The organism is Paenibacillus sp. JT31N7 (genome assembly GCF_059692095.1).
In genome coordinates this window covers 1,332,884-1,353,051 of the sequence record NZ_JCAUAT010000001.1, presented here as the reverse complement: position 1 = coordinate 1,353,051, position 20,168 = coordinate 1,332,884, and the positions used below count along the sequence as shown (strand labels likewise).

Sequence of the window (20,168 nt, the reverse complement as noted above, 5' to 3'; positions counted from 1 at the left end):
CCGTGAAGCTGATTTTTATGGGAACCCCGGACTTCTCGGTTCCTTCCCTAAAGGCGCTAATCGAGGGCGGCTATGAAGTGGCTGCCGTCGTTACACAGCCGGACCGTCCGAAAGGGCGCAAGCGTTTGCTGACGCCGCCTCCCGTCAAAGTGGAGGCCGAGAAGCACGGTATCCCGGTGTTTCAGCCGGAAAAGCTGCGCACGTCCGACACGGTCGATGAAATCCGGAAAATTTCTCCGGATCTTATCGTGACGGCGGCATACGGCCAAATCCTGCCCAAGGCGGTGCTCGATATTCCCCGCCTGGGCTGCATCAATATCCATGCCTCCCTTCTGCCGAAATACAGAGGGGGCGCTCCGATTCACCATGCAATCATACAGGGCGAGCAGGTGACGGGCGTTACCATCATGTACATGGCGGTAGGGCTGGATACGGGAGATATGATCAGCAAGGTTGAAGTCCCGATCGGGGACGACGATACGACCGGCACGATGTTCGACAAGCTTAGCCTGGCGGGTGCGGAGCTGCTTAAGCGTACGCTGCCCGAACTGATTGCGGGTACGGCACGGGCTGTTCCGCAGGATGATTCCCAAGCGATCTATTCGCCGAATATTAACAGGGAAGACGAGAAAATCGACTGGAACCGGTCTTCCAAGGATATTTGGAATCTGGTTCGCGGATTAAATCCATTTCCGGGCGCTTATACAACCTGGAACGGGGAAATCCTGAAAGTGTGGGTGTGCAAAAAGCCTGACGGTCCCGCACCGGGAACGGAAGGGTCTTCGGCTGCCGGACTTAAGCCCGGCACGGTTATCGAAGCGGGCGACGACGGAATCGAAGTGGCTACGGGCGACGGAAGCTTAAAGCTGCTGAATGTCCAGCCTGCCGGCAAGAAGGCCATGGATGCGGCTCAGCTTGTACGGGGCGGCGCCATGAAGCAAGGCGCCGTATTGGGTGAATAGCAGACGCGTGGCACGTAATGCGCAGGAATTTTCGGTGAATGGCCGACGGTTCCTGCGTTTTTCCGTAAACGATGCATAAGTCCCTGCCGAGCGATGATTCTAAAGCAGGAGCTACATACGTACGATTTTAATAAGCAAAGGATGTGTGCAAGTCCCGTGAAAAAAAATGAGCCGGATAACCGGAAGGGACAAGCCGGAGGCGGCAGCGGTCCGGCAAGCCGTACTCGGACCGACCGGAGAAACAACCAGGCCGCAAAGCCGAAACGAGAGAATGTGAAAAAATCGGCGCGCGACGCCACGCTCAGCGTGTTGACAGGCGTCGAGGAAGCGGGGGCCTACAGCAACCTCAAGCTGAATCAGATTCTGCGCGAAGCGGACCTTGAGCGGCCTGATGCCGCTCTGGCGACGGAAATTGTGTACGGAACGATCCAGAGACGGAATACAATCGACTATTATTTGGCAAAACTGGTGACCAAGGGGATCAGCAAGCTCCAGCCCTGGGTACGCAGCTTGCTCCGGATGAGCTTGTACCAGCTGCTGTATCTGGAACGGGTGCCCGATCACGCGGTTGTCAGCGAGGCCGTTAACATTGCGAAGCGCCGGGGCCATCAGGGCATCTCCGGCATGGTCAACGGCGTGCTGCGCAGCGCGATCCGCCAGCGTGCGGAGCTGACGCTTCCGCAGGGGATGACGGACGCCGAGCGCATCTCGCTCGAGCATTCCCATCCCGAGTGGCTGGTTCGGCGCTGGATCCTGCAGTATGGCGCCGAAGCCTGCGAGCGCATTTGCAGGGCGAACAACGAGCCGCCGCACGTCAGCATCCGCGCGAATGAGCGCCATCAGCGGCCCGATGCGCTGTTGGAACAGCTGCGGCTGGCCGGGGCTGCCGCCGAGCCTTCGGCGTTGTCGCCGGCCGGCATTGTCGTCTCCTCGGGCGGAAACATGGCGCTGGCGCCGGGCTTTGGCCGGGGCGACTATTCCATCCAGGACGAAAGCTCCATGCTCGTTGCCGAAGCGCTTCAGCCGGAGGCCGGCATGACCGTCCTGGATTGCTGCGCCGCCCCGGGCGGCAAAACGGCGCACATCGCGGAGAAGATGGACGACGCCGGCACGGTGTGGGCCTGCGACCTGCATCCTCACAAAAAGCGGCTGATCGACGAGCAGGCCCAGAGGCTGGGCCTGAAGTCGGTCCGCACTTTGGTGAAGGATGCCAGGGAGCTTGCCGGGGAATTCGAGCCGGCTTCATTTGACCGCATCCTGCTTGACGCTCCCTGTTCGGGTTTCGGCGTTATCCGCCGGAAGCCCGACCTGAAATGGGGCAAGCGGGAGGAGGACATCGCCGGGATCGCGGCCGTCCAGCAGAGCATCCTGGAGGCTGTTCACAGCCTGCTGAGGCCCGGCGGTGTGCTTGTCTACAGCACATGCACGATCGAGCGGACGGAGAACGAGGACGCGGTGGCCCGCTTCCTGGAGGCTCATCCGGAGTTTGTCCTTGATCCGATACCGACGGCAGGCTGGCCGGAATCCGCGCCTTTGGAGCAGGCGGCTTCGGGCATGATCTCTATTATGCCGGACCGGTACGGGACGGACGGCTTCTTTATCGCCCGGATGCGCCGCAAGGCTTAAGCTGCGGACAAAAGGACCGGAATGCGCAAGCAGCCCCGGCTTGGCTTCGACATAGGGCAGCTCCTTCAACTGCCTTCGCGAGACGCCGGACTCCCGCTGCCGCACTCTAGTGTGTTCAGCTGTCTTTTATGATAAAATAGGAAGGATTCGGCTGAACATCCCATTTTTTATTTGGAAAATAAGTTAGGTGTGATTACTGTGAAAAATAAAACCTTGCAAGTAGATAAACCCTTTGTGTACGACTACAGTCTGGAAGACTGGAAGCAATGGACCGAGGAGAACAAAGAGCCGGCCTTCCGTGCCGGACAAATTTTCGACTGGCTGTATGTGAAACGTGTCACGGACTTCGAGGAGATGACAAATTTGTCGAAGACGCTCCGCGAGAAACTGAAGGCCAGCTTTTCCTTCGTCACGATGACCGAAATCGCCAAACAGCAGTCGAAGGACGGAACGGTGAAGTTCCTGTTCGAGCTGGCGGACAAAAACGCGATCGAGACCGTTATCATGAAGCACAGCTACGGCAACAGCGTATGCGTGACGACTCAGGTCGGCTGCCGGATCGGCTGCACGTTCTGCGCCTCCACACTCGGCGGATTGAAGCGTGATTTGCGCGCGGGCGAAATCGTCGCCCAGATTGTTAAAGCGCAGCAGCTGCTCGATGCGACGGGAGAGCGCGTGAGTTCCATCGTCATCATGGGAATCGGCGAACCGTTCGAGAACTACGATGCGATGATGAAGTTTTTGAACATTATGATTCATCCGAAGGGTCTGAATATCGGCCAGCGCCACATCACCGTTTCGACCAGCGGTATCGTGCCGAACATTTACCGGTTTGCGGACGAAGATACGCAGATCAATTTGGCGATTTCCATCCATGCGCCCAATGATGCGCTCCGTTCCAAGTTAATGCCGGTTAACCGACGCTTCCCGTTCGCCGATCTGATCGAGTCGTGTAAATATTACATGGCCAAAACGGGCCGCCGCATTACGTTCGAGTACGCTCTGATGGGCAACGTAAACGACCAGGCCGAGCATGCCGAGGAACTCGCCGAAGTTCTGAAAGAGCTGCCGATGTGCCACGTCAACCTCATTCCGGTCAATTACGTGCAGGAGCGGGATTACGTGCGGACGACGCGCGACGATATTTTTAACTTCCAGCGCATTCTGGAACGCAACAAAATCAACGCGACCATACGCCGTGAGCAGGGCAGCGACATTGCCGCCGCCTGCGGACAACTGCGGGCCAAGCATATGGAAGCGAAGTAACGGAGTGAAATGCGGATGAAAATGGTGAGTGTGACAGATACCGGCCGAGTCCGGTCCGTTAATGAAGACAGAGCCGTTATTCAGCATGACGTCGGAGGATATTCCCTGGGCATTGTGGCCGACGGAATGGGCGGTCATCAGGCGGGCGACGTCGCCAGCCAGATGACCATCGATATCATCCGGGAAGAACTCAAATCCCTGAGTTCCGCGATGACGGTTGAAGAGTGCGAGCTCGCCGTGAAGGAAGCGATCCGTTCGACCAACCGCAAGGTGTTCGAATACGCCTCCGCCAGGGAAGAGCTTCAGGGAATGGGCACGACGGTCGTCGTTCTCCTGGCATCCGGACAGCGGGCCATCCTGGCGCATATCGGAGACAGCCGCGCTTATAAAATAAGCGGGCCCTCTATTCTTCGTTTGACGGAGGATCATTCCCTGGTAAACGAACTTTTGAAGAACGGCCAGCTGACGCCCGACGAAGCGGAACGCCATCCGCGCCGCAACGTGCTTACCAGGGCTCTGGGAACGGATCCCGACGCGCAGCCTGACGTTCAGCATCTGAGCTTGGAGAGCGGAGATATTCTGCTTCTCTGCAGCGACGGATTGAGCGGAATGGTCGACGACCAGACGATCCTCTCGATCGTGCGCGGGGAATCCCAATTGGAAGCCATGGCTCAGAGCCTGCTGCAGGCTGCGCTGGATGCAGGCGGAGACGACAACATCACGATCATTCTTGCATCGGGAGACCCAGGACCCGTTTCGGGAGGGGATCCCGCATGATTGGAACGAAGCTGGGTGGCCGCTACGAAATTTTGGAACGCATTGGCGGCGGAGGAATGGCTCTTGTTTACAAGGGGCTCGATATCCTGCTCCACCGCAAGGTGGCCGTCAAAATGCTCCGCCAGCAGTACGTGAACGATGAAGAGTTCATCCGCCGTTTCCGGCGGGAAGCCCAGGCGGCGGCTTCGCTTTCCCATCCTAACGTGGTCAGCATTTACGACGTGGGCCAGGAAGGCGATCTCCATTACATTGTGATGGAATATATCGAGGGGAAGACGCTGAACGAAATTATCAAAGAGCGGTCCCCGCTGCCTGTCGAGGAAGCCGTTCATTATGCGGCCCAAATCTGCGATGCTCTGGAGCATGCGCATCATAACGGAATTATTCATCGGGACATTAAACCTCATAATATTCTGATCGGAAAAAACGGCCGCGTTAAAGTAACGGATTTCGGAATCGCCCGAGCGGCTACTTCTTCTACGATCACCCAGACGGGTTCCGTCGTCGGCTCGGTTCATTATTTTTCGCCGGAGCATGCCAAAGGAACCAATACGGGAGAAAAATCGGATCTTTATTCGCTCGGGATTGTTATGTATCAAATGCTGACGGGCGAACTTCCGTTTCACGGCGAAAGCCCGATTAGCGTGGCCTTGAAACATCTGCAGGAAGACGTGGAGGATCCAAGGCGGATTAATCCGATGATTCCGCAAAGTCTGGAGAATATCATTCTCAAAGCGGTGCGCAAAAAGCCCGATGAGCGGTATCAGTCCGCCCGCGCCATGATGGAGGATCTGGAAACCTGCCTGCAGCCCGAACGCCGCGACGAACCTAAAATAAGCTTTCATCACGACGATCATGACGATGACGAGAACACGCTCGTTCTGCCGGCCATCCGTCCTAATCAGCAGGTTCAAATATTCGATGACGAGGATGATGCGGAGAAAGCGGCGGTTCCCGGCAAAACGGAGCCCGCCGCATCCAAATCGTCCCAGCCGCCGAAGAAAAAGAAAAAGACAGGTCTGTGGATCACGATACTTGTCCTGCTCGCCCTGCTGCTCGCCGGTGCCATTTATTACGTCCAGGGGAAAGTAGTCATCGCCGAGGTTCCGGTCCCTAACGTAAAAACGGATACCCTCCAGAAGGCTCAGGAGAAGCTGACCGCCGTCAAGCTCGGTTACGAAGTGGAAGAGGTCGCCGATCCGCAGCCTGCGGGAACCGTCATCGACCAGAATCCGCAGGCGGGGATGAAAGCCAAAGAGCAGACGAAAGTCAAACTCAAGGTGAGCAAAGGGCCTGAGTTAAAGAAAATGATTTCGGTGGTCAATCACAGCGTGGATGACGCCAAAGCTCAGCTGATGCAGGGGCTCGGTCTCAAGGAGGATCAGATCTCGGTTACGTTCCGGTACTCTGAAGACCAGGAAGCGAATACGGTTCTGGAGCAGACTCCGCGCGAAGGCGAGGAACTGAATCCCGCCGCGGCTGCAGTCAAGCTGATCGCGAGCAAAGGCAAAGAAACGGTCAAGATGCCTCCTCTTGTCGGGCTGTCCAAGGAAGAAGCCATCAGCCGTATTACGGTGAGTAAATTAAAACTGGGAGCTGTTACCGAAGAGCCTAGCTATAAAGTGGCCAAAGGCAAAGTCATCAAGCAGTTCCCTTACGAGCCGGACAATGACGTTCCCATCGGCCAGGCCATCGGCTTGATCGTAAGCTCCGGTATGCCGCAGGAAGCAGGCCAGATGGTTGTAAACGTGCCTCTCATTCCTTCTTCGGAAGGAAAGAAATCGACGTTCAAGGTGCTTGTGAGCGACGCCCAGGGTGACAACCGCGAATACCGGACCGAGACTATCACCGCGCCATCGGCAGTCGATGTCAAAGTGATCGTGGCGCCGGACAAAAACGCCGTCATCACTGTCAAGGAAGACGACAAGGTCGTCAACGTGACGACACGGACTTATCAAGATTTCTTGAACCAGCAGACAAACAGCCCTTCGCCTACACCGACTCCCCAGCAAACCGGGGGACAGACTTCAATGCAGCACGGAGGCTCCAAGCTTGTTTCCGGCGGCGGAGAAGACAAAGGCAAGGGCAAGGATAAGGACAAAGACAAAGACAAAGACAAGGATAAAAACAAAGATAAAGATGACTAGAACCGACATCGGTATTCAAAAAGGAGGACGAGATCCGCGATGCCCCAAGGTTTGATCGTAAAAGCGCTCAGCGGCTACTATTATGTCCTTCCGGAGGGAAGCCGGCTCGGCTCCGATTCTCTCGTGCAGTGCAGGGCCAGAGGCGTTTTCAAGAAAAGAGGGATTTCACCGCTGGTCGGCGACCGGGTGAAGTACGAAACGACGGAGAACGGCGAAGGAACGGTAACGGAAATCAATCCGCGGACATCCGAAATGATTCGCCCGCCCATCGCGAATGTGGACACGGCCATGCTCGTCTTCTCGGTTGTCGAGCCGGATCTGAACCTGCAGCTGCTGGATAAGTTTCTCGTCCACATCGAGAATACGGGACTGCACGCGGCTATTTGCCTGACCAAATCCGATCTGGTTGATCTTCCGGATGACTCTTCTGACGAGAGTACCGCTGGCTCCGGCCCTTCGTCGTTGCCCGGCTGGCTGACCGACGCGGTCGAACTGTACCGCAAAATCGGTTACCCCGTCATGCTGACGAGCTCCCGGCAGGGCGAAGGCGTCAGCCAGGTCGCGGAATACCTGGACGGCAAAATCAGTGTATTCGCCGGTCAGTCCGGGGTCGGCAAATCGTCCATGCTGAATGCGATCGTGGCGGGTCTGGAGCTCCAGACCAACGAGATTAGCCACCGGCTGGGCCGGGGGAAACATACGACGCGGCATGTGGAGCTGATTCCGCTCGCCAAGGGCGGATATGTCGCGGACACACCGGGCTTTAGTCAGCTTGACTTTGTCGAACTGGAAGCCGAAGACCTCGGGTCCTGCTTCCGCGAATTCCAGTCTTATGCCGAAACGTGCAAATTCCGGGGCTGCCTGCATCTTCACGAGCCGAACTGCAAAGTCCGCGACGCAGTCGAGCAGGGAGAAATCGCCGGAAGCCGCTACGAGCACTATTTGCAGTTTTTACAGGAAATGAAAGAGAAAAAGAGGAGGTACTAAGATGCTGCGCATAGCTCCATCCATTCTGTCCGCCGACTTCGCCAAGCTTGGCGAAGAAATTCGCGAGGTTGAGAAAGCGGGCGCCGACTGGATACATGTCGACGTCATGGACGGTCACTTCGTGCCGAATATCACGCTGGGGCCTCTTGTCGTATCCGCGATTCGGCCGCACACGTCCCTGCCGCTCGATGTACACCTGATGATTGAGCAGCCGGAAAGATATATCGCCGACTTCGCCAAAGCGGGCGCAGATTTGATTTCCGTGCATGTGGAGACGTGTCCTCACCTTCACCGCACGCTTCATCAGATTAAGGAACACGGGGTCAAGGCCGGAGTCGTTCTGAATCCCGCCACTCCTTTGTCCGCTATCGAACATGTGCTGGAAGACTATCTGGATCTGGTCCTCATCATGACCGTTAACCCGGGCTTCGGGGGACAATCGTTTATACCGGGCATGCTTTCGAAGATCCGTGACCTTCGGGGCAGACTCCAGGAGCGGGAATTGAGCCGCGTGGAGGTCGAAGTGGACGGCGGAATCAACGAAAAGACCGCGCCGCTGGTCGCTGAGGCAGGAGCCACCATGGCGGTTGCCGGCAACGCGGTGTTCGGCCGCCCCGACCGTGCGGAAGCGATCCGCCTGATCCGCGAATCCGCGGGAAAATAAAGCATGCCGCATTTGTTCGACGGACGCTGCAGAGCGGACTTGTCATAAATCCCCCGGCGGGGGCATACACTTGGTTACGAGAATTTAAGCATTCTTGTAACCTTTTTTTATGGGATAAAAGGATGTCAGGATGCCCACGCAGCAGGGAAAGAAAGCCGTGTATTCGTTTTCGGGGGCAGGCACATTTTGGGGAATGTGCGAATATACTGGAATCGATGAGAGCGGTCTGCCGGCAATCACGAAGGAGGGGTAGAGGATGAAATTCTACACAGTCAAGCTGCCGAAATTTTTGGGCGGTTTTGTCAAGGCCGTACTTAACACGTTCAGCAAAAATTAATAGCTGCAGCCGTTGCGCCTGTTAAAAGGCACGAAAAAAAGCACCCGTTACGGTGCTTTTTGTCTTTTCGCTTAAGCGTTGGCTATACGCGTTCCACTTTGCCGGATTTCAGGGCACGGGTGCTGACGTAAACGCGCTTCGGTTTGCCGTCCACCAGGATGCGTACTTTTTGTACGTTAACGCCCCATGTACGCTTGTTTTTGTTGTTCGCGTGGGAAACATGGTTTCCGGACTTCGGGGATTTGCCAGTAATATAGCATTTGCGAGACATGAATGACACCTCCTTATAAGTATACGAAACTGCCAGCATGGCAAGCCTAGGCCTAGCACACAGCAAGGCAGCTTTTGTTAGCATGTGGCTCGTCGGCCTGTTTAGGTTCAGGGCATCGGTTTGCTTCGTTCTACCGCATTCAATAAACACACTTAGATATAATAGCACAGCGAAAAAGAGATAGTCAACGAATAGACGCCATTTTTGTCATTTATTTATTCCATCGGTTATAGTACAATGAGGATTAGTCCTATTGACCCTTTTTGAAGGAGTTGGTATTTTCATGCCAATCGAGGTAAGCAACGAATTAGGTAAAATTCATGTAACCGACGAAGTGATCGCCGTACTTGCGGGTTCCGCCGCATTGGATTGTTACGGGCTGGTCGGTATGGCTTCACGCAAACAATTAAAAGATGGCATTGCAGAATTACTCGGACGGGATAATCTGGGACGGGGTGTGGAAGTTCGCCGCGAACAGGACCGTGTAGAGATTGATCTATACATTATTGTAAGTTACGGAACCAAAATATCCGTGGTGGCGCACAATGTCCAGACAAAAGTGAAGTATGTATTAAATGAAGTGGTCGGTCTGCATGTTGATGAAGTTCACATATTCGTTCAAGGGGTTAGGGTATCCCGGTAATCAGGAAGGAGAATACCATTGAGTAAGCGCTTTAGCACAATAAATGGAAATGATTTTATGCAGATGGTGTTTGCTGGAGCTGACAACCTTCGCAGAAATGTTGACAGGGTGAACGGTTTAAACGTTTTCCCGGTCCCTGACGGAGATACCGGAACGAATATGAACCTGACGCTTACGTCGGGCGTAGAGGAACTGAAACGCAAGCCGTCCGCACATATCGGCAAAGCGGCGGAAGCTCTGTCCAAGGGACTGCTGATGGGCGCCCGGGGCAACTCCGGCGTTATTTTGTCCCAGCTTTTCAGAGGCTTCGCCAAATACACGCACGATATGGAAGCGATCGATGTACAGCAGTTTGCCGCTGCTCTGCAGCAGGGTGTGGACACCGCTTATAAAGCGGTCGTCAAACCCGTGGAAGGCACCGTACTGACCGTTTCCAAGGAGGCGGCGAAGCATGCCGTTGCCTCGGCAAGACGCTGTGCGGACGTTACGGAGCTCGTGGAAGAGGTGCTGAAGCAGGCTGCAGAAACCCTGTCCAAAACGCCGGACATGCTTCCTGTTCTCAAACAGGTAGGTGTAGTCGATGCGGGCGGACAAGGTCTTGTCTGCATTTACGAAGGATTCGTTTCCGCGCTGAACGGCGAGCAGCAGGAGGATACGTCCTCCTTTATCGTTGCGGATGCGCCCGTACTGGGGCAGGCCGCCAAGGACAAGGACATTGCAACGCTCCAGCTCGCTCCCGAGGCCCATCATATGGACCGCACGGGTCCTGCGCAGCTTCATATGTCTACGGATGACATCGAATTCGGCTACTGTACCGAGTTTTTGCTGAAGGTCGTTCCCGGCAAGACGAAAGGCCACGAATTCAACGAAATTAATTTCCGCAGCCAGCTGGGGAAGCATGGGGATTCGCTGCTTGTCGTGGCGGACGATGAGCTTGTAAAAGTTCATATTCATGCGGAATATCCCGGACAAGTCATGAATCTGGCCATGGAATACGGAGACTTGACCCGGATCAAAATCGAGAACATGCGCGATCAGCATTCGCATATCCTGGAAGAAGCGGCTGAAGTCTACGAGCGTGCCGCCGAAGAGGAAGCTCAGCGTTCGGTGGTGCCGGCCGCCCAAGAACTCAAGCCGTACGGATTCGTAGCCGTGGCTCTGGGCCAAGGGATTACGGAGATTTTCACAAGCGTAGGCGTGGATGTCGTCTTGTCCGGCGGACAGACGATGAACCCGAGCACGGAAGACGTTGTGAAAGCGATTGAGCAGATCGATGCGGAAACCGTGTTTATTCTGCCCAATAACTCCAATATCATCATGGCCGCGAAGCAGGCGCAGGATCTTGTGGAAGACAAGCGGATTATCGTCATCCCGACGAAGTCGATTCCGCAGGGCTTGGCCTCTATTCTGGCATTCCAGGAAAAAGCCGGCGCCGACGTCAACGAACAAACCATGAACGAAGCGATTCGGGGCATCCGTTCCGGTCAGGTTACCTTTGCGGTTCGCGATACGTCCATCGACGGGATCGAAATCAAAGAAGGCCATTTTATCGGCATTGAGGACGGCAAAATCGTCGTATCCGAACCAGAGCTTGTCGAAGCGAGCCAGAAGCTTTTGGATCATATGATCCGCGAAGCCGAGATCGTTACGATCCTGACGGGCGAGGATGCCGGCGACGAGCAGACGGAGCAGCTTACCGCCTATATCGAAGCCCGGTATCCGAATGTGGAGATCGAGCTTCATCCGGGCGGACAGCCGCTGTACGCCTATATATTTTCCGTAGAGTAAGAGAGGGGTTTGCATATGAGCCGTGTTCGTATTGTAACGGACAGCACGTCGGATATTCCGAAAGCTACCCGTGAAAAACTCGGTATTGAAATGGTTCCGCTCAAAATCCACCTCGACGGAGAAACTTATCTGGATGCGGTTACCCTGGATGCGGAGCAGTTTTATCACAAACTGGTCGCCGCTCACAGCATGCCGACAACCTCTCAGCCTTCGCCTGCGGAGTTTCTTGCGCTCTATGAGAAACTGCTGGCCGAAGATCGTGAGGTTCAAATTTTGTCCATCCATCTGTCGTCGGCCATGAGCGGAACGTACCAGTCCGCCCTGCTGGCCAAATCGATGCTGAACGAGGAAGACCGCGTACAAGTGATCGATTCCAAAACGGCGTGTTACGGTATCGGCGCCCTTGTTGTGGCTGCCGCAGAAGCGGCCAGGGAAGGCAAAGACCTGGAAGAATGCGTGGAGATCGTGCGAAAAATTCGCGAATCCTTCGTCATTTACTTCCTTGTCGATACGCTCGAATATTTGCAAAAAGGGGGCAGAATCGGTAAAGCGTCCGCTTTGATCGGTTCCTTGCTCAACATTAAGCCGATTCTGTCCGTGGATCCGGAGGGAGAAATCGCTTCGGTGGATAAAGTGCGCGGGCAGAAGAAGGCGATGGCCCGGATCATCGAAATGATGCGGCGGGACATTCCCGGCGGGGAAATTCACATCAGCGTGGCACACGCGAACAACACGGAAGCGGCGGAAGAGCTGTACCGCCTTATCGAGCAGAACTTTACGGTCAAGAGCATGCAGTATATCACCATCGGTCCGGTTATCGGAACCCATGCGGGGCCGGGAACCGTAGCCGCATTCGTGAGTCCGGCCTGACATGGATCTTAACGAAATTCCGGTTACGGAAGTCCGCGGAATCGGCGGACAGAAGGCCGAAGAACTGCAGGCGCTTGGCATTACCCGTGTTGCTCATCTGCTCGAGTACTATCCGTTCCGTTATGAAGATTACTCCATCCGCGATCTGACCCAGGTCAAGGACGGAGAGAAAATTACCGTGCAGGGCAAAATTATGTCCGAGCCTGTCCTGCAAAGGTATGGCCGCAAAAACAGACTCACCTGCAAAGTGGTCATTGACCACTTTTTTGTTACCGCCGTCTGGTTTAACCGGCAGTTTCTGAAAGACCAGCTCGTTCCCGGACGGGAAATTGTCCTGACGGGCAAGTGGGACCAGCGCCGTCATCAGATGACGGTTTCGGACTCCGAATTTCCCGATAGGGGAACGTCCAAGACCGGCACTTTGCAGCCGGTCTATTCCGTCGGCGGCTCTCTTACCCAGCATTTTATGCGCAAGGCGACGGCTCAGGCGCTTGCCCAGTACGGCACTATGGTAAGCGAGATCGTCCCGGCGGAGCTGCTGCGCAAATACCGCCTGCTGCCTCGCAGAAGAGCCATGGAGATCATTCACCGTCCCCAAGGGACGGAGGACGGGAACGAGGCCCGGCGCCGGATGGTGTACGAGGAACTGTTCCTGTTCCAGCTCAAAATGCACGCCTTCCGGGCCATTACGCGTAACCGCGCCGACGGGCTCGCCCAGCAGGTGGATCTCCCGAAGGTGCGCGCCTTCGTGCGCGGCCTGCCGTTCACGCTGACGCCCTCGCAGAAGAAGGTCATCGCGGAGATCCTGCAGGACATGCAGGAGCCTTACACGATGAACCGCCTGCTTCAGGGCGATGTCGGAGCGGGCAAGACGGTCGTCGCCGCGGCGGCGCTCTACGCGACGGTAACGGCCGGCTGCCAGGGCGCTCTCATGGTGCCGACGGAGATCCTCGCCGAACAGCACAACCGCTCGCTGACGGCGATGTTCGAGCCCTACGGGCTGCAGGTCGCCCTGCTCACCGGAAGCACGACCGCCCGCCAGCGGCGGGAGATTCTCGCATCCCTGCAGATGGGCATGCTCGACATTCTGGTCGGCACGCATGCCCTCATCCAGGAAGACGTCTTCTTCCGCAAGCTGGGGCTTGTCGTCACCGACGAGCAGCACCGGTTCGGGGTAAACCAGCGCAGCATTCTGCGGCGCAAAGGGATGAACCCCGACGTGCTTACGATGACGGCGACGCCGATTCCCCGGACGCTGGCGATTACCGCGTTCGGCGATCTGGATGTCTCGACGCTCCGGGAGCTTCCGAAGGGGCGCAAACCCATCAAAACGTATTGGGTGCGTCACGAGATGTTCGACCGGGTGCTCGGCTTTATCCGCCGGGAAGCGGATGCGGGCCGCCAGGCTTACGTGATCTGCCCCCTGATCGAGGAGTCGGAGAAGCTGGACGTGCAGAACGCGATTGACGTACATATCCAGCTTCAGCAGGCGTTCCCCGATTTGTTGGTCGGTCTGCTGCACGGGCGGATGACCGCGGCCGAGAAGGACGACATTATGCACCGGTTCAAGAACGGCGAGATCCACACGCTCGTATCCACAACGGTCATCGAGGTTGGGGTGGACGTGCCGAATGCGACACTGATGGTCGTATACGACGCGGACCGGTTCGGCTTGTCGCAGCTGCATCAGCTGCGGGGCCGGGTCGGGCGCGGGGAGCACCAATCGTTCTGCGTCCTGATTGCCGATCCGAAAACCGAAGTCGGCAAGGAGCGGATGCAGGCGATGACGGATACGACGGACGGCTTCGAAATCGCCCGGCGGGATCTGGAACTTCGCGGACCCGGGGATTTCTTCGGCACGAAGCAGAGCGGCCTGCCGGATTTCCGGATTGCCGACATGATGGTCGACTTCGAAACGATGGAGATGGCCCGTGACGATGCCGCCGAGCTTGTAGCGCGGCCGGAGTTTTGGACGGCGGCGGAGTATATTCCGCTTCGTGACTTTCTCCAGCGCGAGCTTATTTTCGACGGGGATATCATGGACTGAGGAACGGCTTAGACAGACAGAAACCGACCGGCGCCGCCGGCCGGTTTTTTTGTGCCGCGTGATGCTCCCGGCGCATCGGGGGCCTTGGCACCACATGTGGCTGACCGCCGTTCCTGCCGCAGTCGAATCGCTTCTTTGCTGCGAGAGGCGGCCCGTGTTTGGTGACCGGGGCCGGGAATTCCGGTGAATCGTCCTCCTGATTGAGACTTAAGACGAAAATTCGATCCCGCTGCCGGACGGGCCGCAAGCCTTTCCACCTGCAAAATCTAGGCACATCCGGGCGGCTGCCGACATATGTTAGCAGGGATGGATAACGGGGAGGTGTTCAAGTGAGCTATCAGCAATATGGAATCGATCCGGCTCTGGTCGAACGCGTGAAATGGAAAATGAAAAACCCGGAAATTAAAGAACGCATTAAAAGGCTGCTGGAAGGGGTCACGAAGTACGATCTGCAAAACCGGCAGAAAGTCGCCGCTTTCGTCGCCCGGTTTTCCAAAGTGCTGGGCGAACCGCTTACCCAGGCCCAGTCGTCGTCTCTGATTGATTTTGTTATCGCCCAAAAAATAGACCCCAACAACACGTTCCATTTATTAAAGCTGTGGGGGATGTTCCGTTAAAAAAGGCTGGCCGCTCCCGCAGATGAATAGGCAGCGAAAGGTTCCGTTATTTTTCGTGCCCATCTACAAAAAAACCGTCTTTTCTTCGATAAAGAAGAGAGACGGTTTTTTTGCTTTTTCATTTTTTACCGCAGGTTAATTCGAAAAGAAGCATGTTTTAATCCCGGGTATTCTGAGTTTTACTCAGAGGTTACTTTTACATGGAAACCGGACTTTTAATCGCTGATTCTGAGAATATCGTCAAAAGCGATCCGGCGCTCGTTTCCCGGTACTTCAAGATGGATTTCTTGCTTCAGAGTGTCGATGCGCCGAACGATCCCGGTTATTTCCTCGTCCTCGAAAGGACCGAATACCGTGAGGGTGAGCACCCGCCCCGTTGTCTTCGCCTGGGCCAGAAGACTGCCTATGCGCTGGCGTTCTTCGTCTTCCAGCGACGGGTGAGCCCGGCGGTTCAGCTCCCGCTGGTGGCGCAGGTAGGCTTCCTTATGTTCGGGCAGCATCATCCGGGACGATTCGTGCAGGCCGTTTCCCTGAAGCTTCTTGCCTGTTTTGGAACCGGCCGAAGAAGATTTCACTTGTAATGACCTCCGATCTTATGGGATCTGTCTCTGGCCTGGCCGGCCGGAGTAGCGGAAACCGCGCGCATAATGGCTGTGCTTCCGAACCGCTGCCGGATCGTATCCGTCGTCCGCTCCAGAGCGATTTTGCGCTCCTCGTCTCCGAACATCAGCAGCTGGTACTGATCGTCGGGCACGAGGTCTCCCAGCGTGACTCCGACCTTGCGTACGGGGAGGCCGTCCCAGTGCTTGCGGAACAGCAGTTGGGCCGTTTCGTAGACCGTATCGGTAAGTTGTGTCGGGTCCGGCAGCTTCATCTGGCGGTAAAACCCGCTCGGATGGTCGTAATCCGCGCCTTGGCAGCCGACGGAGACCACCTGGCCCTTACTGCCTTTGGCCCGGCAGCGCTGGCATACCAGCTCGGAGAGCTCGAGCAGCACGACTTTGATTTCTTCCGCCGTCGCATAGTCGCGGGGCAGCGTCATCTGATGGCCGACGGCCTTCTGTCCCTCGTGAGTCTGAGGGGTTACCGGAGAAGGATCGATGCCGTTAGCTACCCGCCAGATGACTTCCCCGTTGATTCCCCAGCGGGCGCGCAGACGGGCCAGAGGAGTTCTTGCCAAGTCGCCGACGGTTAGGATGCCCATGCGGTTAAGATGCCGGGTCATCCGGGAGCCGATCAGATACGTTCTGCTGACGGGCAGCTCCCAGAGATTGGCGATTTCGCTTTTGGGCAGCCCGTAGATGCCCTCCCGGTTTTTTTTGGCGAAATTGTCGCAGGCCATTTTAGCGAGCACTTTGTTGTCGCTGATACCGATCCGCGTCCATACACCGGTTTGCTGCAGCACCTTTTGCTGGATGTCTCTGGCGATTTCGACGGGAGTGCCGAAGAGATGCAGACTGCCCGTTACATCGAGGTATTGTTCATCAATACTGAACGGCTCCACAAGATCGGTGTACGTTTGAAGAATGGCCGTAATCTGCATGGAGACTTTAATGTACTCTTCCATGCGGGGGCGGATGACTACGGCCTCGGGACATTTCCGGAGGGCCTCGCCGAGTCTTTCGGCCGTTGTGACGCCGTGCGCTTTAGCGAGGGGACAGGCGGCCAGAATAATGCCGGAACGGCGGGCGGGATCGCCCGCTACGACGACAGGCTTATCGCGGTGTTCGGGGTGGGCTGCTTTTTCCACGGATGCGTAAAAAGACTGGCAGTCCGCCAGCATGATTACACGTTTGCCTTGCTCGGGGAAGGCGGTCATCGGTAACACCTGCCATTTTGTCGGAATGAGAAAATGAATTTGAGTAAATCGAACTTGTGTTCGTATATCTATATTCAACCATACACGAACATTTATTCGGTTAACAACCGGAAATGTTTGCCTGTTCGGTGTTTTCGGTGTCCGGCCCGGCGGCAGGATCCAGGTACACCTCCAGTGCGGTAACGATTTCAGCGCGAATCAGCCGCCATAGCAAAGAAAAACGGTGGTGATAGCCGCGGCATATGTAAGCGACGTTCAACCCTTCTGTCGTGCGCTTTTGCTCGTAAATCCGGATGCCCCGCCGGCGGAACTGCTTGCGCAAAAAAGCCATGTCGGCCGTGACGCGATCCTGGATCAGGCGAAGATGGCCGATCAGGGGCTCGGGAAGTTTGCCGGAGCTTTCCAGCAGCGAAATGTTTTTTTCCAGTACGTCTAACAGAACCGGAAGCAGCACATACCGCTTAACGAGCATAGAATCGTCACGGGTTTGCAAAGGCGGCTGCATGATGTCTCACTCCTCGGGTATGGAAACGTATGTTCTTATGTAGTATATTCAGAATACCGAACGTATATTCGATTTTCAAGAAGAGAATTATTTGGCATTTTTGAGAGAAGTTCGCCAGTTTAGCGCTCCTTTTGCGTGTAGCCGTAAAAAAAGAGATCATGTACAATAAAAAAAAGAGCAACATGCCATTTATTGGGAGAGGGGACGCATCTTGCGAACATATACATACCGGCGGCTTCTGCTGGCTCTGCTCCGCAATTATCTGCTCGGCTCCGCCGTTGCGGTGCTGGGAGTAGGCGGCGTTCTGATCTATTCCACGCTGCGGGCGACGAATCGCGAAATGTCCGCCATGCTGGTTATCCTGGGCATTTCGCTCCTTGTGATGATAGTGGCCGAACTGACCGTATTTGCGCGTCAAATGAGGCCGATCCATGCGATCTTTCTCAAACATAGTCCCACTCTCGGGGAAATCAAGGAAGCTTATATACGCATTCACCAGCTTCCGGTACTGGCGGTCAAACGGATTTTCGGACCGCACTTGTTCGGAATGGTTCTGCCTGCCGTCGTGCTGGCCGTGGCTGCGATCCGTATGGGCATGCTGGAGATCAGTTATTTTGACCTGACGCTCGCCGTGCTCGGCGCTCTGCTTGTAGCGTGCATGCATGCGATGATTGAATTTTTTCTGACCGCGTATTCCATCCGCCCGGCGATCCGGCATTCGCACGATCTTGCCCTGCGCATGCACGGCACGGAGGTGTCTCTGGACGGGAGAGTTTTGTTTTCGATCCGGAAAAAGTTCCAGTGGAGCGCGTTTCTGATCGGCACCTTCCCGCTTTTCCTGTATTATTTGACCGTTCAGCTCCGTCTGGTCCGCGAGGATACGTCCCTGCTGATGAATTACTGGAACTGGGACGCGATGATTATCCTGCTGGGCATTCTGTTCGCTTCGCTCGGTGCCTGGCTGCTTTCCCGGGATATCGAGCATCCCATCGGGCAGATTCATAAAGTTATGGGTGAAGTCCGGGCCGGGAATCTGGCTATTCATGCGCCGGATCTTTATCCCGATGAGTTTTCGCGCCTGGTGGCGGGATTTAACCACATGGTGGAAGGACTCCGGGAGCGGGACCGGATCAACCACGAACTGATTTCCGGCTATTTTGCCGCGCTGGCCGCCGCGCTGGATGCCAGAGACGCTTACACGGCGGGACACTCCGAAAGGGTCGCGAGCTATTCCGTCCGGATCGGCAGTCTGGCCGGGTTCTCCGAACACGACCTGGAGGAACTGCGCAAAACGGCGCTGCTGCATGACATCGGCAAAATCGGAATCAGCGACACCGTTCTTTTAAAAGAAGGGCAGCTCACGGATGACGAGTTTGCCCAAATTCAGATGCATCCCGCGCTGGGAGAGCGGATCCTGCGGCAGATCGAGCCGCAGAGCCTGATGGCTCCGTTCCTTCCGGGAGTCCGTTCCCATCACGAACGGTTTGACGGCCGGGGCTATCCGGACGGTCTCAAGGGCCTGGATATTCCGCTTTTCGGCCGGGTGATTGCCATTGCCGACGCTTACGACGCGATGACCTCGGACCGCCCGTATCGTAAGGGCATGTCTGCCGAGAAGGCGCTGTCCATTTTGAAAGAAGGAAGGGGCACGCAGTGGGACCCCCACTTCGCTACCTTGTTTATCGGCTGGCTGGAAGAAGAAGGCGGGTCGGATAAATCCGCAGCAGCGGAAAGAACGCGCGAACACGCAGGCTGACTTACCGGAAGCCGGAAGGTGGAGAGGGGCTTCCGCACGGATGCCGGAATGAACGAAAGACACATGCACTTTCCGCCGGGCGGATGTGATGTGTCTTTTCTTTACATAAGCCTATAGCTGGCTCCTAAAATGCAGCAGCATATTTTTGATCGTATTCATAAATGAGCATGCCGGGGAGGGCTGCCGGGAGCACGGGACACCCAGAACTTGGTCCCTCGGAGGCTTCGTTTTTTATTTGAATTCAACCCGCCGTTGTATTAGGCTGTACATAACTTGTGTGAATAAGGAGGAAATGTCCATGTGCGGACGGTATACGATCACGGTAACGGTAGAGGAGCTTATGGCCCGCTTCGGCCTTTTCGATGCGCCGGGCATCCCTTATCATAGACCGAAATATAACGTGGCCCCCGGCCAGATGGTGCTCTCCGTCGTGAACGACGGCCGGAATAACCGGATCGGCGAACTGAAATGGGGATTGATCCCGGAGTGGGCCAAGGAAGAAAGCGCGGGCTCCAAAATGCTGAACGCCCGCGCGGAAACGGCGGCAGACAAACCCGCTTACCGCATCCCGCTGCGCCGCAAGCGGTGCCTTATTCCGGCTGACGGATTTTACGAATGGAAGCGGGAGGGGGGACTAAAGCAACCGATGCGAATCCGGCTGAAAGACGGGGGTTTGTTCGCGATGGCCGGTCTCTACGACACTTGGCTTTCGCCCGACGGCCGCCGCGTCAGCACCTGTACCGTACTGACGACGGCACCGAACCCGCTCGTGGCGGATATTCATGACCGGATGCCGGTTATTCTGCGGCGGGAGGACGAGGCTTTCTGGCTGGACCGGCAGGTTCAGGACCCGGCCGATCTGCTGTCTTTGCTGCGGGCATATCCTGCCGCAGAGATGGAGGCGTACCCGGTTTCGCAGCTGGTCGGGAATGTGCGCAATGACAGTCCGCAGCTGATCGAACCGATAGTGCCGCCGGACAGCCCCGTACAGGAAGGGTGGCTGCTGTAAGAAGCGGCCCGGGCAGGGCCGGTGCGGACAAGTCAGAGCAAGGCGGCAAGTCTGAACGAGTCCCGGAGATGGCTGAA

19 protein-coding genes are annotated in these 20,168 nt (G+C 56.2%); 15 read left to right on the top strand and 4 right to left on the bottom strand.

Annotated elements, in window-relative coordinates:
• The first annotated feature begins 2 nt into the window (after positions 1–2).
• The 8 genes from fmt (at position 3) to spoVM (ending at position 8,766) form a co-directional block, all read left to right on the top strand.
• Complete coding sequence (fmt, locus tag AC58P5_RS06080; RefSeq protein ID WP_497385188.1) at positions 3–962, top strand: methionyl-tRNA formyltransferase; 960 nt, start codon at positions 3–5, stop codon at positions 960–962.
• Positions 963–1,103: 141 nt separating this feature from the next.
• On the top strand, positions 1,104–2,588 hold the full coding sequence (rsmB, locus tag AC58P5_RS06075) for a 16S rRNA (cytosine(967)-C(5))-methyltransferase RsmB (protein ID WP_497386036.1): 1,485 nt from the start codon (positions 1,104–1,106) through the stop codon (positions 2,586–2,588).
• 198 nt (positions 2,589–2,786) lie between these two features.
• Entirely contained in the window at positions 2,787–3,854 is a 1,068-nt protein-coding gene (gene rlmN, locus AC58P5_RS06070) for a dual-specificity RNA methyltransferase RlmN (RefSeq protein ID WP_497385187.1), read from the top strand.
• 15 nt (positions 3,855–3,869) lie between these two features.
• The gene (locus AC58P5_RS06065; RefSeq protein ID WP_497385185.1) at positions 3,870–4,631 is read left to right on the top strand and encodes a Stp1/IreP family PP2C-type Ser/Thr phosphatase; all 762 of its coding nucleotides are present in this window, start codon (positions 3,870–3,872) and stop codon (positions 4,629–4,631) included.
• A complete protein-coding gene (pknB, locus tag AC58P5_RS06060; RefSeq protein ID WP_497385184.1) occupies positions 4,628–6,778 on the top strand; it encodes a Stk1 family PASTA domain-containing Ser/Thr kinase in 2,151 nt (716 codons plus the stop codon). The genes AC58P5_RS06065 and pknB overlap by 4 nt, the downstream gene beginning before the upstream one ends.
• Positions 6,779–6,817: 39 nt before the next feature.
• Complete coding sequence (gene rsgA, locus AC58P5_RS06055) at positions 6,818–7,765, top strand: ribosome small subunit-dependent GTPase A (RefSeq protein WP_497385183.1); 948 nt, start codon at positions 6,818–6,820, stop codon at positions 7,763–7,765.
• A 1-nt stretch (position 7,766) separates the two neighbouring features.
• On the top strand, positions 7,767–8,429 hold the full coding sequence (rpe, locus tag AC58P5_RS06050) for a ribulose-phosphate 3-epimerase (RefSeq protein WP_497385182.1): 663 nt from the start codon (positions 7,767–7,769) through the stop codon (positions 8,427–8,429).
• 256 nt (positions 8,430–8,685) lie between these two features.
• On the top strand, positions 8,686–8,766 hold the full coding sequence (spoVM, locus tag AC58P5_RS06045) for a stage V sporulation protein SpoVM (protein ID WP_036739476.1): 81 nt from the start codon (positions 8,686–8,688) through the stop codon (positions 8,764–8,766).
• 82 nt (positions 8,767–8,848) lie between these two features.
• On the opposite strand, the gene rpmB is transcribed toward spoVM, so the two are convergent.
• Positions 8,849–9,037, bottom strand: a complete 189-nt coding sequence (rpmB, locus tag AC58P5_RS06040; RefSeq protein ID WP_009672666.1) for a 50S ribosomal protein L28 — start codon at positions 9,035–9,037, stop codon at positions 8,849–8,851.
• 283 nt (positions 9,038–9,320) lie between these two features.
• Here rpmB and AC58P5_RS06035 point away from each other — a divergent pair, with 283 nt between their 5' ends.
• From AC58P5_RS06035 to AC58P5_RS06015, 5 genes are all read left to right on the top strand, one after another.
• Positions 9,321–9,680, top strand: a complete 360-nt coding sequence (locus tag AC58P5_RS06035) for an Asp23/Gls24 family envelope stress response protein (protein ID WP_009672588.1) — start codon at positions 9,321–9,323, stop codon at positions 9,678–9,680.
• Between the two features lie 18 nt (positions 9,681–9,698).
• Positions 9,699–11,468, top strand: coding sequence for a DAK2 domain-containing protein (locus AC58P5_RS06030; protein ID WP_497385181.1), 1,770 nt, complete (start codon positions 9,699–9,701; stop codon positions 11,466–11,468).
• A gap of 15 nt (positions 11,469–11,483) precedes the next feature.
• Positions 11,484–12,338 (top strand): DegV family protein, encoded by an 855-nt coding sequence (locus AC58P5_RS06025; protein WP_497385180.1) that lies wholly within the window; start codon positions 11,484–11,486, stop codon positions 12,336–12,338.
• Between the two features lies 1 nt (position 12,339).
• On the top strand, positions 12,340–14,385 hold the full coding sequence (recG, locus tag AC58P5_RS06020; protein WP_497385178.1) for an ATP-dependent DNA helicase RecG: 2,046 nt from the start codon (positions 12,340–12,342) through the stop codon (positions 14,383–14,385).
• 329 nt (positions 14,386–14,714) lie between these two features.
• The gene (locus AC58P5_RS06015) at positions 14,715–15,002 is read left to right on the top strand and encodes a stage VI sporulation protein F (RefSeq protein WP_497385177.1); all 288 of its coding nucleotides are present in this window, start codon (positions 14,715–14,717) and stop codon (positions 15,000–15,002) included.
• Between the two features lie 215 nt (positions 15,003–15,217).
• Here AC58P5_RS06015 and AC58P5_RS06010 read toward each other — a convergent pair whose 3' ends face one another.
• The 3 genes from AC58P5_RS06010 to AC58P5_RS06000 all read right to left on the bottom strand — a co-directional run bounded on the left by AC58P5_RS06010 (position 15,218) and on the right by AC58P5_RS06000 (position 17,326).
• Positions 15,218–15,577, bottom strand: coding sequence for a YolD-like family protein (locus tag AC58P5_RS06010; protein WP_497385176.1), 360 nt, complete (start codon positions 15,575–15,577; stop codon positions 15,218–15,220).
• Positions 15,574–16,821: a DNA polymerase IV gene (locus AC58P5_RS06005; protein WP_497385175.1), complete on the bottom strand. Its 1,248-nt coding sequence runs from the start codon at positions 16,819–16,821 to the stop codon at positions 15,574–15,576. The genes AC58P5_RS06010 and AC58P5_RS06005 overlap by 4 nt, the downstream gene beginning before the upstream one ends.
• Positions 16,822–16,921: 100 nt before the next feature.
• A complete protein-coding gene (locus AC58P5_RS06000) occupies positions 16,922–17,326 on the bottom strand; it encodes a YhjD family protein (RefSeq protein WP_497385174.1) in 405 nt (134 codons plus the stop codon).
• A 211-nt stretch (positions 17,327–17,537) separates the two neighbouring features.
• Here AC58P5_RS06000 and AC58P5_RS05995 point away from each other — a divergent pair, with 211 nt between their 5' ends.
• Both AC58P5_RS05995 and AC58P5_RS05990 read left to right on the top strand, forming a co-directional pair.
• Positions 17,538–19,082 (top strand): HD domain-containing phosphohydrolase, encoded by a 1,545-nt coding sequence (locus AC58P5_RS05995; protein ID WP_497385173.1) that lies wholly within the window; start codon positions 17,538–17,540, stop codon positions 19,080–19,082.
• A 298-nt stretch (positions 19,083–19,380) separates the two neighbouring features.
• Positions 19,381–20,091, top strand: a complete 711-nt coding sequence (locus AC58P5_RS05990) for an SOS response-associated peptidase (RefSeq protein ID WP_497385171.1) — start codon at positions 19,381–19,383, stop codon at positions 20,089–20,091.
• Positions 20,092–20,168: the final 77 nt, after the last annotated feature.